General features: G+C 43.4%; 12 protein-coding genes. 2 read left to right on the top strand and 10 right to left on the bottom strand.

The genetic code is table 11. From position 1 onward, the window contains the following. Positions 1 to 279 precede the first annotated feature (279 nt). The 7 genes from MHI21_RS01855 to MHI21_RS01825 form a co-directional block, all read right to left on the bottom strand. The gene (locus tag MHI21_RS01855) at positions 280 to 1,866 is read right to left on the bottom strand and encodes a S8 family serine peptidase (RefSeq protein WP_165179622.1); all 1,587 of its coding nucleotides are present in this window, start codon (positions 1,864 to 1,866) and stop codon (positions 280 to 282) included. A 148-nt stretch (positions 1,867 to 2,014) separates the two neighbouring features. Then, on the bottom strand, positions 2,015 to 2,794 hold the full coding sequence (locus MHI21_RS01850; protein ID WP_165179621.1) for a muscle M-line assembly protein unc-89 Uncoordinated protein 89: 780 nt from the start codon (positions 2,792 to 2,794) through the stop codon (positions 2,015 to 2,017). Positions 2,795 to 2,917: 123 nt separating this feature from the next. Further along, positions 2,918 to 3,193 carry a peptide maturation system acyl carrier-related protein gene (locus tag MHI21_RS01845; RefSeq protein WP_023986627.1) on the bottom strand — a complete coding sequence of 92 codons (276 nt, stop codon included), beginning with the start codon at positions 3,191 to 3,193 and terminating at the stop codon, positions 2,918 to 2,920. Positions 3,194 to 3,206: 13 nt separating this feature from the next. After that, the gene (locus MHI21_RS01840; protein ID WP_342419318.1) at positions 3,207 to 4,331 is read right to left on the bottom strand and encodes a TIGR04066 family peptide maturation system protein; all 1,125 of its coding nucleotides are present in this window, start codon (positions 4,329 to 4,331) and stop codon (positions 3,207 to 3,209) included. 11 nt (positions 4,332 to 4,342) lie between these two features. Next, a complete protein-coding gene (ccpM, locus tag MHI21_RS01835) occupies positions 4,343 to 5,797 on the bottom strand; it encodes a Cys-rich peptide radical SAM maturase CcpM (protein ID WP_238808319.1) in 1,455 nt (484 codons plus the stop codon). A 71-nt stretch (positions 5,798 to 5,868) separates the two neighbouring features. Further along, positions 5,869 to 6,054, bottom strand: coding sequence for a CLI_3235 family bacteriocin precursor (locus tag MHI21_RS01830; protein WP_071559456.1), 186 nt, complete (start codon positions 6,052 to 6,054; stop codon positions 5,869 to 5,871). A 104-nt stretch (positions 6,055 to 6,158) separates the two neighbouring features. After that, positions 6,159 to 7,901: an ABC transporter ATP-binding protein gene (locus tag MHI21_RS01825; protein ID WP_342419317.1), complete on the bottom strand. Its 1,743-nt coding sequence runs from the start codon at positions 7,899 to 7,901 to the stop codon at positions 6,159 to 6,161. Between the two features lie 127 nt (positions 7,902 to 8,028). Between MHI21_RS01825 and MHI21_RS01820 the strand changes: the two genes are divergently transcribed. Beyond that, entirely contained in the window at positions 8,029 to 8,706 is a 678-nt protein-coding gene (locus MHI21_RS01820) for a sigma-70 family RNA polymerase sigma factor (RefSeq protein WP_342355993.1), read from the top strand. A gap of 96 nt (positions 8,707 to 8,802) precedes the next feature. On the opposite strand, the gene MHI21_RS01815 is transcribed toward MHI21_RS01820, so the two are convergent. From MHI21_RS01815 to MHI21_RS01805, 3 genes are read right to left on the bottom strand one after another with little or no spacing between them, the layout of a single operon-like run. After that, positions 8,803 to 9,657 carry a carbohydrate ABC transporter permease gene (locus MHI21_RS01815; protein ID WP_023986622.1) on the bottom strand — a complete coding sequence of 285 codons (855 nt, stop codon included), beginning with the start codon at positions 9,655 to 9,657 and terminating at the stop codon, positions 8,803 to 8,805. Positions 9,658 to 9,675: 18 nt separating this feature from the next. Continuing rightward, positions 9,676 to 10,560 (bottom strand): sugar ABC transporter permease, encoded by an 885-nt coding sequence (locus MHI21_RS01810; RefSeq protein ID WP_235306986.1) that lies wholly within the window; start codon positions 10,558 to 10,560, stop codon positions 9,676 to 9,678. Positions 10,561 to 10,596: 36 nt separating this feature from the next. Beyond that, positions 10,597 to 11,850, bottom strand: a complete 1,254-nt coding sequence (locus tag MHI21_RS01805) for an extracellular solute-binding protein (protein ID WP_061830775.1) — start codon at positions 11,848 to 11,850, stop codon at positions 10,597 to 10,599. Positions 11,851 to 12,451: 601 nt separating this feature from the next. On the opposite strand from MHI21_RS01805, the gene bglX reads away from it, so the two are divergent. Next, a complete protein-coding gene (gene bglX / locus MHI21_RS01800) occupies positions 12,452 to 14,614 on the top strand; it encodes a beta-glucosidase BglX (protein ID WP_342420164.1) in 2,163 nt (720 codons plus the stop codon). The last annotated feature ends 21 nt before the right edge of the window (positions 14,615 to 14,635 follow it).

Raw genomic sequence — 14,635 nt, 5'->3', positions numbered from 1 at the left:
ATAAAATCCGTTGTACCAGCAAGACTAAGAAGCCGTTTTATTTACGGTTTTAATATAACACACCAGATTTATCATAGTCAATGTTATTATTAAATACTTAATGTATTTATTAACCTTTAGAATAAACGATAAGCAATTGGTTACGTATTTCTAAGTGTTTCATTTTATAAACAAACTTATTGAGTGAATAACCCTTTGCTAAATAGTATTAACGGATTACAGGTGCGTTCAAAATAGTGCCTACTGCCATATCTTGCAGTCTGTTTTAAATAGTGAATATCAGTCTACCAACAGTTGTTCTAAATATGTATAAATACCACCTATATCGCCCACGTTTAAATTCGAGAGGACCCATTCTTTCAAATAGCCCTGCTCTGTCCGTATAGATATATAAATACGTTCAGTTTCCGCTTTCACCAGGATAGAAAGCTCAATATCAACGTCTAATAAAACTCGTTCTTTGGTGCAATGCGTAATATTCGTAGCCTCTACACACAAAATAGCAATATCCGTATAAGCGTTATATGCCATTGTACCCGCATTATATAACAGTTCCTGTAATCCATTGCTTGCATCCGAAGGGAGCGTATACTCCATATCATGCAACACTGCCGCGGACTGGTCCACCGCGATCCAGCTTTGGTATCCATCCCGGGCAAATTCCCCTCTCAACTCATGCAAAAAATAAATAATGTCAATGTCCTTGTCATAATAAATACAAATAAGCGGAATGCGAGAATCCTCTATTGCGATAGTCTGCTCCTGCCTCTTAGAGAAACACTCCTCTTGCTGCCACCACCGCAAATAGCAAGATGAAAAATTCAGCGTGGGGATGTATCGTTGATTTTTAAAGATACAGACGACATGTTTTCCATAACGTGAAGCCAATTGCTCCACTTCCTGCAAACTGACTGGTTCCATGTCCCCTAGCAAGACAATCGTATCTGTAAGGTCGTATACCGATTGTCCACCTTCGAGCGCTGTTTTCTGTTGTTCCCGCTCCCGCAGGATGGCTTGTTCGAAGATTGCAGCAACTTTGTCGCCAGGGAGTTGAGCTTCACATTGGGTCTGAAAATAATAGGGTGCTTTCGAGCCAATTGTACAATTCTCCTTAAACACATAGGCGCGCCGGATCCAATCCGGATGTCCGTAACGCATTACGGGGATTATGGTATCCTGTATCCGAAGATAACTATACTTATGTAAAATATGTTTTAGCTGTTCTATGGAAGGAACAGGCTTGGACTGCTGCAAAACTTTACATATCTGTGCTGTAATCAATGGAGTAGCATAGCTATTGCTGTTGGGGCATTGTACAACCTCTCCAGCTGCACCTATCAGCTCATGCTTGGCAAAAGCAGTAAAATCGATACCGCTTGAGAAGGCCCTCTCAGCATCATATGTATATTGCCCTGATGTGAGTATGCCGCTACGATCGCAACGCACTCCAATCACATTGGCAAAGGAGGCCGGATAAGTAAGAAGTCCTCCGTTTTGTGCAGCACATACCATAATTAATCCTGCCATAGCTGCATCATTTACAGCTTCCCGCATCATGCATCGATCTCGATAATTTATACTTCCCAAGCTGATATTGGCTACCCGTACACCATGCTTTACACACCAATCTAGCGCAGCACAAAGCTGAGTTGCATTTCCTTTTCTATGGTTCATTATTTTTACACTGCTAATGATCGCATCTGGAAAATACGTTTGTACAATAGCTGCACATAAGGTACCGTGATTTAAGGTGCGTCCATCTTCTACGTCTCCATGAGCTATTTCGACGTTATATAATAATTGGGTGTTTAAAAAGCCAGCATTAACCCCGTCGTCAATAATGGCTACATGGATCTTGCCATTCATTTTTTCTCCCCCTGTCTCTTCGGATTGTGAAATGAATCTCACGGCTCTGTTCCGTTCCATTAGAGTAAGTGGAGGGTGCCTCTGCAAACGATAGCGTTCGTCTGAAAGCACCCTCCTAATTTAGCGAACCATGCACATGATAGCCGGATCAGACTGCAATATTTACCTTCGTGCCTGCAGTCTTCGCCCCGTCTTTAGCCGAGTCCAGATAGGCATTGAGCTCTTGTTCAGTCCACACCCTGCCTGCCTCTGCATTCGCCTCCTGCTCATCCTTAGGTTCAACCCGATCTGTAATCATCGGTTCGTTATTCACTGCTTCGCTGATACGCTCATTAATATTCGCAGCGATTTCCATGATCTTTCCATTAAGTCCTTCTGCCTTTTCACGCAAAGCCGCTGATTTTGCAGGGTTAGCGTTTTCCCACCCCTTAGCCTCGCTTCCCAATGTGATTTGTGCCGTTTTGGCTATTTTAGCACTCTTCAACTCATTGTTTGCAGATACAACACTATGCATTGTATAGGTGATCAATCTTTGCTGCTGCTCCTCAGCAGTCTTAGGCGTATATTCTTCCTTTTTGCCTTTCTGAGCTTCTTTTTCACTTTCCTCATCCATGCCTAAAGCCTTTTTTTGCTCTTCCAGTGACTGCTTTTGAATGTTCTCGTCAATTTGCTGAATCTGCTTATCTATCTCTTCCATTTCAGCTTTTACAGCTTCCGGACCGAGACCACGCTTGAGAGCATTACTTAAATAGTCCGAACGCCTCTCCATCAAACTTTGCTTTTGCTCTGTCAATTGTTGAATAACCTTGTTTTGCGGCTTGCCTATACTCTTCCTTTCAGCCTGAGCGGAAAGGGGATGCCGTAGTTCAAGTCGGTTGTTATCTGCGGTGCGGAACGGCGATTGGTGAGATGATAATGATACATTCATCCTAAAACCTCCAATTCTCTTCTAAATGAGGATTTTTCCAAAATCCTGAAATAAGTGATTCTAGAGGTATATCGGATTTTTTTGTATGTTTTTGTATGTTTTATCATCATTTTCACAAATCCTTCATTCCTTTTCCACTGTTAAGCAGTCCTTTATCGTCTCATACAAGCTGTTATATGTAAGCAACCCCCCTCCCACTATACGCTCTTCCGGAATTAGGATAGCAAAGCTTTTTTCCACTTCAAATAATAGATATACCAGATCTCTGGGGAACAACCCCATATCAGGACCCAGTAATGTAGCCTCTTTATTTATCTCACCCGCTTTTATTTTAAAAAGCTTCCAAAATATATTTTCCAGTTTCATTCCTGTTCCCGTTACATCCTGAGTAAAGTTCATGTTCTTCCCTCCATTACAACTGAACTACGTGATGATCAACCGAAAAATAATGTAAAATATCCTTCGTCAGCCTATTCATATCTTCATCGTTGGACAGATGGAGTACAGGCACGGAATAATTGGAAAACTCCTGCTTTTTCTCTTCCACGAAACGATGATCAACAGATGCATATTGCATATTGACCGTGGAAGAAGAATAACTGTCGAATACATTGTTACATATGGCATATCCTAATAATGAAGAGGAAAAACGGTTTTCCATGTACTGTTTCACATGCTCTAAATATTTTATATTGTATTCATCATAGTGAAGACAACAGATCAGGCCATCCGGTCTAACAGCGCGGGATACCAAAAATGAGGTTACTCCAAAATAATTCGTGAACGTATTGTTAAAGGGAACAATCCCACCTGGAATGCCCACGAGTATTAGATCAGGCTTTTCGCTCTGCTCTATTTTTTTCAAATACCGATTAAACATGATAATCTTCTGGGTTTCCGTCATACCGCTTTCAAACATAAACTGTGGAAAAGAATGTGCACCAATCAGCTCCCCGCATCCATTAGATGTGATTTGCGACACCCGATATCCTTGTGCTTCAAGCTTCTGCCGAAGGTTAAGCTGCAAATTAAGCTTATGCGTTCGCTCGTTCAGCCCTAATACAAACAGAACCGGTGTAAAAAAATCATGAATAACAGAGCCCGGGTCAGGCGGTAAAATATCTTTCGTGCGTACATCAAATGTATTTTTTAAAATCAGCTTGTCATCTTGCTCCTCACAGGGTTCGATGAATTCCATACATGAGTCTGGCAAGGTGAAATTACACATGACTTTTTTGCCAAGTTGTCCTGCCTTCTTGATCACGGGAAGATACACCTCAGCTACATCCAGCTTGAAATTGGATTTCGCCAGTAATATAGCATCACAACGCTCCATTTCTTGCTCCAAACAAGACTCCGGCTTCACTATGAAGCCTGTCACTTCCCCCTTGTCCGTTACACAGGCATCTTTCCCGATCATACCCGACCCTTGAAAAGAAATAAGTACAACTTCCTCATAACTTCCTAATAGATTCAAGTTCCTAACCAGGGCTATCGTTTCATAATCAAACGGAAAAATGATTAATTTATTGGTCATGGAGACACCCCTCATGCTTTTTCAAAATCGAGAATCGTATCCTCGGAGAAATCATAGCCCAGCTCATTCATCATGCAATAATCAAGTAAGGTATGCCTAATATCATTTTTGACTGCCGAACAATGACTCAGCTTCTTTTCTTTGGACAAGGTATGCAAATCATCTGCTACAGCAACACACAGCGTACAAAAACGGAAATTCCAACAGTTTTTACATACATCCTCCGTGATTGTCCCTACATTCAAAATCTGGCTGATTTTATCCACTTCAAAGCCTGTATCCACTTTTCCAATCTGCACCACCTCCGACTGCTCACTGACCCGTTCACATGGATACAGATTTCCATGCACATCCGCAAACAATCGCTGTACACCAGGCACACAGGGTCCACCATGATGTGCTTCTATCGGCATTCCCGCAGAAGGCTTTCTATAATGAAACATTCGGAAATACATCTGAATATAATAGTCCTTAATCAGCTTGGAGACATGATTTTCATCTACTCTTCCAAACTTGGAAAGCATCATTTTAACTACCTCATAGCCTCTCTGCTCAATAAATTCATTTCTGTACAAAATTTCATCCTTCACATAAGCATCGTTAATGTAGGACGACCTTACACTGTACAGACTTTCGAAGGTTTCATAATTTGTATAAAAATCATTGATACAACCAAAATCATTACGGGTATCCAGCACCACATTAAAATTAATCCATTCAAAGAGGTCCGGGTAATTTCTCTTAATTTTATCCACATTGGCAATAATCGTATCGAAGGAGCCTCGCCCGTTAACAGCAAATCGTCTGTTTCTGTCATGATTCTCTTGATCTCCGTCCAGACTGATCGTAAGCACAAAATGATGTTCATCCAGAAAGTCCAGAATATCGTCATTAAGCAGCGTACCATTGGTCGTCAAATGAAAGCCTACATCTCTATACGCTACTTGTTCCTTGATATATTCCACACACTTCTTGACTAACGGAAAATTAATAAGCGGCTCTCCCCCATAAAAACCAAAATCCAAACGGTCACTGTCTACTGACCTATCAATGACAAAATCAATACACTTGCGCGCTGTCTCAAAATCCATCATCAGACTGGTATGACCTCGATTGTCATATCCTCCTGAATAAACGCAGTAAGAGCATCTAAGATTGCAATTTTGAGTTACCTGCAAGGTGAGGGTCTTCAGCTGATGCTGAAGCATATGCTCCAGGTGCTTTGTCTTGGGATGATTCATAATCTGCGGACGCTGTGAAGATAAAAATCCGTTATCCAACAAGTCACGGATATACTGCTGCAATTCCGGTGCAGCCTCCATCTGATCCAGGTCGAAGCTGGAATGCGAATTCAGGAAATGGTAAGCCTCCTCTTTAATCCGCAAAATTAAATTGGTATTTACATCATATACATATTGGTGGAGTCTCGTCTGAAATGTGTATATAAAGGGTTGGCACATGTTCATGATTCACACCTACTCTGTTTTGATGTGGACAGAAGCCTGGAATGCCCAGGCTCCTCCATACAGATACAAGCTTAATAATTACCAATTCCAGTTCCGTTATCTCTGCGATAAGAACCGTCACTTTCACGCTGAGTATTGGAGCTTCGAGTCAAACTGCCTGCGCAATAACAGGAGCAAGGACAATAACAGGAACAACCACAGCCAAATGCCTCAATCGTGTCGCCTACATTCGTGCTTCTTTTCACAAGCTTACGCATGTTAAACTACTCCTCCCATTCATGATATGATTTAAAAAGGTGTTCACCTATACTAATTCCGTACATGGTGTTAAATCACACTATGAAAGCGTTTGTTTTTTTCATCATTTTATGGAGACCTCTTCTTCCCCTAATACCCATCCTCTGTATTCTGCATGACAGGTCATAAAATGGGAGTGTGATCCTATTTGGGCTGGTTCGCCGTTCTCCAACAAAATAACTCTATCGACATGCGCCAATATCTCACTGCGATGTGTAACGATGATTACGGTCTTTTCACGCAACCGGGTCTTCAACAATTGCTGAACATTTAGCCTAGCTGCTGTGTCTAGATTGGAGGTCACCTCGTCGAGAATAAACAATGGTGCTTCCCTGATCAATGCCCGGGCCATAGCAATTTTCTGTCTTTGCCCACCCGACAATCTGGAGCCATTCGAGCCTATAGGGAAGTCATCTGCCGAGTTCTGAACCAATTCTTCCAGACCAACCTCCGCGATAATGGCCTCTATTGCATCATTAGTGACTTCTGTGCCTATGCGGATATTGCCAAAAATAGTAGTATCAAATAAATACACCTGCTGACTGACCAAAGCTATTTGACTTCGATACTCATCTATTTCATAGCTTTGGATGTCAATGCCGTCATAAGTGATTATCCCTTGATCAGGCTGGCTGAATCTCATAATCAGATCCAGCAACGTAGACTTCCCTACCCCATTTGCTCCAATGATAGCTACTTTTTCCCCTCGGGCAATCCTAAAGCTCACGTGGGGCAGTACGGGTTCATCCTTGGTATAGGAAAAAGAAACATTATGAAATGCAATGTGATCTTCGAATGGCGGCTCAGTTAGTATAGACGCTGGAGTGACTGAATTAGATGTTTCTTCCTCTGCCCAATCCAAGAACTGATAATATCGAATGGCGGAGGGAACGACTTCAGCCAGCATGTAGCCAATGTTTAAAATAGCGAAAACAGGAGTGGTAACATAAGCACTGTAAGAAACAAAGGCAAAAATACCCCCTACAGTGAGCTGTAAACGAAAGATAAGATTAGCACCCACAACGTACAAAAGCATCATTAGAAGCTGAATTAAAATAGATTCCGAAGCGATATTCCATGCGTCCAGAAGTGATAATTTTCGTTCTGATTCTACAATTCGACGCTGCTTGGATGAGAACTGCTGAAGCTTATGTGGAATAAGACCAAACATTCGCTGCTCCTTCATGCCCCCGACAGATTCCCCAAACCACTGAGCAAAATCACTACTGCCTTCAATTAACCCCCCCACCAGTTTTTTTCTACGCTTCACAAAATACTTCACCACAACATATTTGATGGGTAAAAAGCACAGCACGATTACAGTCATTTTCCAGTTAATGAGCAGCAAACCACATATACCACCAATCATGCTGAACGCCTGCATAATGACAAAAAATACTCCACTATCTGTGATCCTCGATACATTGCCTACATCCGTGCCAATTTGGTTCAGTAGCTCCGTTTCATTGGTTCGGTTAAAATAGCTCATTCGTACTCTTGTCAGATGTAGATACGCCTTTTCAAATAATGAAAAGGTAACCTGTGCGCTTAAGCCTGCCCGAAAGGTTTCTTTACACACATTCAACAGCTTGTCCAAGCAAACGATTAAAAACGCAGCAGATGTGTACAGGATTACAGCCTGCATATTCCCTTTCAGAAGACCTTGGTCCACAATAATCTTGCTTGTTAAAGGCAATAATATATTCAAGCCCGCTGATAGGATGAGACATATCAAAATGATAGTGACCGTCTTCAGATAAGGTCTAAATGTTGCTGCCAAACGTTTATATACTATGGATTCTTTCATCCTTTTCCCCCTTTCACCTGATGCCCCTTCTCCCCCTATTAACTAATTCCGTATCAGAATCAAAATCACCTTAAAATATCTTTTAACTGTTCTAGTAATTCCACATTTACGAGATTAAATATGATTTATGTCATTCTTGAAAATTGGAATTAATGTATATGATTGGTACATACAAAAATCATTTATTTTTTTATCCGTCCAAAGGGGGCTTGAACAAATGCCGACTACGATGGTTATCGACTGTTGCAAAGAGGATCAGTGCAGAGGTAGTTCCAGATGCTTTTACAGAAAAATTTGTGAACTTTATCTGAGTGAGGTATATCGTTTCTGTATGCATTTAATCAAGAATCAGTCTTGCTTTAAATTTATGGCAGAAGAATGTACACAAGATACTTTTGTAGCGGCAAGACAGCAATTGGTCAAGCTCAAACATCACCCCAATGTAAAGGGTTGGCTATACCTTACGGCTAAAAATCTTATATATAAATCATTTAGGTGCTACTATACACAAAAAAAGCATGAAACTACGCTTGAATGTGAGAAAATCTGTAGTTTTTCAAATTCGGTAGAGGAGGAGTGGGAAAATCGTAGATTGGGAGATGTGGATACGGTTATCGTTAATATTCTAATGCAGCTTTCCAACATTGAATATACACTCTATGAAGACTACTTTTGTCGACAACTGGCTGTGCCCCTGCTCGCTATCAAATATAATATTTCGGTTACGGCTACAACGACTCGAATCTACAGACTGAAAAGAAAACTTCGCACATTGTCCCATCAATATTGTCTAACTCATATATAAATATATCTATGTAAAGTAAAAACAGCGGAGCCCCTCTCCCAAAGAGAAGCTCCGCTGTTCGTTCTTGTGACTATGATTCGTATTCACACTACACTATTACTTAATCCCCGAAATCGTATAGTTCTCGATAATATACTTTTGGAAAACAATGAAGATAATCATGATCGGAACGACCATGAAGGTCGAGCCTGCCATTTGAAGGGCAAATTGACTTTCGTTCTGCCCCTTGAGCAGTGACAACCCGACGGACAAGGTGTACAGCTTCTCATCGTTCGCAATAATGAGCGGCCACAGGAAGCTATTCCATCCACCGATAAAGGTTAAAATGGCCTGTACTGCCAGAATTGGTGTCGAGATAGGCAATACGATTTGCAGAAAAGTACGGAACTCCCCTGCTCCATCGAGACGTGTCGCCTCTAGCAGTTCTTCCGGGATATCGGACATGAACTGCCGGAACAGGAAGATCGCGAACGCACCTACCAATCCAGGCAGGACAATCCCTAGCATGGAATTGGTCAACCCCATCTGGTTCAGAATCAAATAGACGGGAATCATCGTCACTTGGCCTGGAATCATCATCGTTGCCAGTACCAGATAGAACAGAAACCCTTTGCCTTTAAATTGGAATTTGGCAAAACCATAACCCGCCATGGCATTGAGGAATAATCCGAAGAAGGAAGCTAAAACAATAATCAGCGTATTCGTCAGATAGGTTCCAAAAGCCATGCTATCGAATAGTAATTTAAAATTATCCAGTGTAAAATGCTGCGGCCAGATGGTCGGAGGAATTTTGGTTACCTCCCCCTCTGTCTTAAAGGAGGATAGAATCATCCACGCAAAAGGCAGCACCATCAACAGACCTCCTACGGTCAGGAGAATCGCCACGAACCATTGAAATGTTTTTTCACCACTGCGCGTATTGGCGCGGGCTTGCTGAACAGCTGTTTTCACGTTCATCACCTCTCTCTATCAGGACTCCGCTTTATTTTGCAAACGGAACTGAATCAGCGTTACCGCGATGATCGCGAAGAACAGAATGAACGATCCCGCCGCGGCATACCCGAATTTACTAAATTGGAAGCCGTTATTGTAAATGAACAAGGATGCTGTCAGCGTGCCGTCCAGCGGTTTCCCTTTGGTCATGACAAAAGGTTCCTCGAAAAATTGCAGCCAGCCGATCATCGTCGTGATGGACACGAAGAAAATAGCGTAACGAAGCTGCGGAAGCGTAATATAACGAATTTGCTGCCATGTATTGGCCCCGTCAAGCTGTGCCGCTTCATAATAAGAGCCCGGAATCCCTTTAATAGCCGCAATAAAAATAATCATGTTTAAGCCGATGCCCCGCCAAACCGCTAACACAATCAGCGAAATTTTCGCTACTGTTGGATCGGTCAGCCATGGGACGGGACCTAAATTCATCAGACCAAGTACGTAGTTGAATAATCCAAGCGTCGGATTATACAGATAGCTCCAAACCACTGCGACCGCAACCACATTCGTTACGGACGGCAGATAGAACACGACGCGGAATACTTTGAAAGCACGTGATTTCCCCATGTTAATCAGAATCGCGATGCTAAGCGAAAATATCAGCACCAACGGAACACCGATGATGACGAAGAACAGGGTATTACCAAGGGACTTTATAAAGGAAGGGTCCAAAAGCACGTTCGTGTAATTTTCCAATCCTATAAAGCGAATACTTTCATAATTAACGAGTCCGGACAGATCCATATCCGTGAAGCTGATCACGAGCGCCAGTAGTATCGGCAACAACGAAAACAGCGTTAACAGGATGATGGAGGGACCGATAAACAAGTATGGCGCAAGCTTCTGCGAGCTTCCTTTCATGCCTTCACTCCCTTTGACAATGACGGATATGGATCATTATTTTTTCATTATACTTGCAGCCTGTTGATTAAAGTCATCCATTTCCTTCTGTACATCGGCATGACCGCGGTAAATACGTTCGAAGCTCTTGATGAATTGTTGAGAAACCTCTTCCCATGCGGCCAGTTGCGGCAATGCTGCGGAATGATCCAACTGTTTGCGAATCGTCCGAAGCATCGGATCACTCTTCAGTTTGGCATCTTCCCACGATTTAGTAGTTGCAGGCAAGTTACTGGACAGATCCATCCATTTCAGCTGTGTTTCTGGTTTGCTCATGTAAGCCAGGAATTTGGCCGACTCCTCTGGGTGCTTGCTGAATTTCATAATTGAAAGGTTAGCTCCACCCAAAACGGACAGGTTGTTTACTTTGCCAGGAAGCTCCGCTATATTCCACTTACCTTCCAATTCTGGTGCCTTGCTCTTGATTTCTTTAATCATGAAAGGACCGCTGATAAACATTGGAACGATACCCTCGCCTTGCAAACCTTGAACGGAATCAATTCCAATATCCACTGCGTTAGAGCCATTTTGGAAAAAGGTATTCACATACTTCACAGCATCCACAAACGGTGGTTGATTGAACAGCGGATTGCCCTGCTCGTCAACCAGCTTGGAACCGTTCTGGAGAGCAAACATAAAGCCCATAGACTGCTCCTTTGCACTAAAGGAGATGCCATATTTGCCTTTGCCCCGAGCCGCCAGCTTTTGAGCAGCATCGGAAAGCTCTTCCCACGTTTTAGGTGCTTCATTATATCCGACTTGTTTCAGTAGGTCAGAACGATAGAACAAAACTCTCGTTTCAGTGTACCAAGGCACACCGACTGGTTTCCCTTCAAATTTTGTCGTACCTACAGCACCCTCGAAGAAATTCTTCGATTCCAGTTCAGGATACTTGCTGATATAAGGGGTAATATCCGTCAATGCACCCGCAGACGCAAGTTCGGGAACCCATGATGTACCTAACTGAACCACGTCCGGACCGGATTTTGAAGCAACTGCTGTCAGCAGCTTATCGTGAGCGTTATCCCAAGGCAATGCCTGTACATCAACGTGAATATCTGGATTTTCTTTCTCAAAATCTTTTACAATTTCAGGAAGCAGTTTTCCTTCTGCTCCCATGCCCCACATGGTAATGGTCGTCTTGCCGTTCGCATCTTTGCCAGACGAATCATCCTTGGACGAGCAGCCTGCCAGCGCGCCCCCCAGTAATAAGGTACTTGCCAAAATGATCCCCAACGTTCTTTTCATCATACGAATTCCTCCCGAGATGATCGGTTTACCGATCATGCAATATGATAACGGATTCAAATACGAGGATTTTGCAAAAATACAATTAGCGACTTTCATTGAACAATATATAAAACGAAATGGTCTAGTTCATCTATATATTGCACTTTGGAGCGACTGGAATCGAATTTTGCAAAATCCTGATGCATGTAAATACATAGCGATTAAAGCATACCGCTATAACACTTATGTTCAAAGCACAAGGACCATACCCGTCAATAGAAACGTTTCGATAGTCATTATAGAACAAATTGAAACCGTATTCAATAGCAATATTATTTTTTATTTGCTCGGAATCCTGACTTTTTTTCGTTTTTATCATCTTTATTACGCTATTTAGCCTATAAAAACCCGCTGAATTGGATTTGACTCTCCATTTGAAAGCGTATATAATCCAACTGAGTTCAACAATAGAAACGTTTCGATTAATAATACGACAGAATATTATGCTTCTATACTAGCTATTAGCCTGTTCAGCACTTTTTTGAATCATCTTTATCCAAAAAATCTCATGAATCTGAAAAAGAGAGCTGTCCACCAACAATACAGCTTATGGAGGATTATGATGGAACAACACCTGAATTCCTATTTAGAAAACATGACGCTTGAAGAAAAAGTCGATCAACTGCTACAGCTTGTAGGTGCCTTCTTTGAAGAAGCGGGAACAGATAGTCAAATTACCGGTCCTATGGCTTCTCTCGGCATCACAGAAGAAAATGTCCATAACGTCGGTTCCGTGCTTGGCCTCGCAGGGGCTAAAGAAGCGATTCGTGTTCAGCAGGCTCATTTGAGTAAAAACCGTCTGGGTATTCCGCTTTTAATTATGGCAGATATTGTACACGGCTTCAAAACGATTTTCCCTATACCGCTGGCTATTGGTTGCTCATGGGATATGCAGCTGGCAGAAGAGAGCGCTACCATTGCCGCCCGAGAAGCGGCTGTATCCGGTGTTCACGTCACATTCGCCCCTATGGTCGATTTGGTGCGTGACCCGCGCTGGGGCCGTGTGATGGAATCTACAGGGGAAGACCCTTACCTCAACAGCGAATTTGCTCGTGCGTTTGTGCGGGGGTTTCAGGGTAAAGATCTGACGAACGATACCGACCGGGTGGCCGCATGCGTGAAGCATTTTGCCGCATATGGAGCTGGCGAAGGCGGACGGGATTACAATACTGTAGATGTATCCGCATGGCAGCTGCGAGAGTATTATCTCCCCTCCTACAAAGCTGCTTTAGATGAAGGCTGTGAAATGGTGATGACATCCTTCAATACCGTAGAAGGCGTAGCCGCAACGGGCAATAAGCGCCTGATGCGTGATCTGCTTCGTGATGAATGGGGCTTTGATGGTGTACTCATCTCGGATTGGGCCGCCATCAAGGAGCTTATCCCTCACGGCATCGCCGAGGATGAGCGCGAGGCCGCGAAGAAAGCACTGCTGGCTGGCGTAGATATCGAAATGATGACCTCCTGCTATAACGGGCATCTGCCTGAGCTGGTTCGCAGCGGACAGCTGGATGAAGCGCTCATTGATGAAGCAGTGATGCGTATATTGAAACTCAAGCAAAAGCTGGGCTTGTTCGAAAATCCGCTACGCGGCGCAGACCCTGAGCGTGAACGTAAAGTTGTGTTCTGCGACGCTCATCGCACAGTTGCCAAAGAATTAGCTATTAAATCTTGCGTGTTGCTCAAAAATAATTCCGTTCTTCCATTGAATCGCAATCAACCTATTGCGTTGATCGGACCTTTTGCAGAGAGCGGTGATATCCTGGGCTCTTGGTCGTGGAGTGGTTCGCAAGAGGAAGCTATTCGCGTTGTTGACGGGTTCCAATCGAAAATATCCTCCTCGTTGCTCACGGTTGCGGCAGGTTGCTCTATCGACGATATGACTGAGGAGCAATATACAGAAGCTCTGCGAGCTGCCAGCCAAGCAGAGGTTATCGTGTTGGCGCTTGGAGAGCGCTCGGATATGAGTGGTGAAGCAGGCAGCCGTTCCAATATTCGCTTGCCACAAGCCCAGTTGGAACTGGTGAAGCGCCTGAAGACGCTGAACAAGCCTATGGTAGCCGTACTATTTAATGGTCGTCCGTTGGATTTGCACGGTGTTATTGAAGAAGTAGACGCTGTACTGGAAGCCTGGTTCCCTGGTGGCGAAGGCGGCGCGGCGATTGCCGATTTGTTGTACGGTGATGCCGAACCTACGGGTCGCCTGACCATGTCATTCCCGCAATCGGTCGGACAGGTGCCCGTGTACTACAATCATTTTAATACAGGACGCCCGCAGCTAGACCCGAATACAAAAGAACGTTACGTCTCCCAATACCTAGACGTACCGAACGAACCTTTATTCCCGTTCGGCTATGGACTGAGCTACACCAATGTAGCCTATGACAGCGTACAGCTTTCCGGCGACACTCTTATACCCGGTCAGGAACTGACCGTTAAAGTGCAGGTAACGAACACAGGAACGCGTCCAATCGAGGAAACTGTCCAGTTCTATATTCGTGATATCAGCGGTGATACGGTTCGCCCAATGAAAGAACTGAAAGATTTCTGCAAAGTCCTTCTTACCCCAGGCGAAAGCCGGGAAGTGAAATTTGTATTGACCGAGCCTCAGCTGCGTTATCATCATGCAGATTTGAGCTTCAGCAGTGACAGCGGTGAATTTGCCGTCTTTACAGGACCTAACAGCCGAGATACTAGTGAAAGCCGTTTTCGGTTAGTGAAATAAACAGGAAAGTGAGGCGTTCCC

Origin of the sequence: Paenibacillus sp. FSL H8-0168 (genome assembly GCF_038592955.1) — a bacterium.
Classification (GTDB): Bacteria; Bacillota; Bacilli; order Paenibacillales; family Paenibacillaceae; genus Paenibacillus; species Paenibacillus polymyxa_B.
This window is presented reverse-complemented; position numbering and strand designations above follow the sequence as displayed.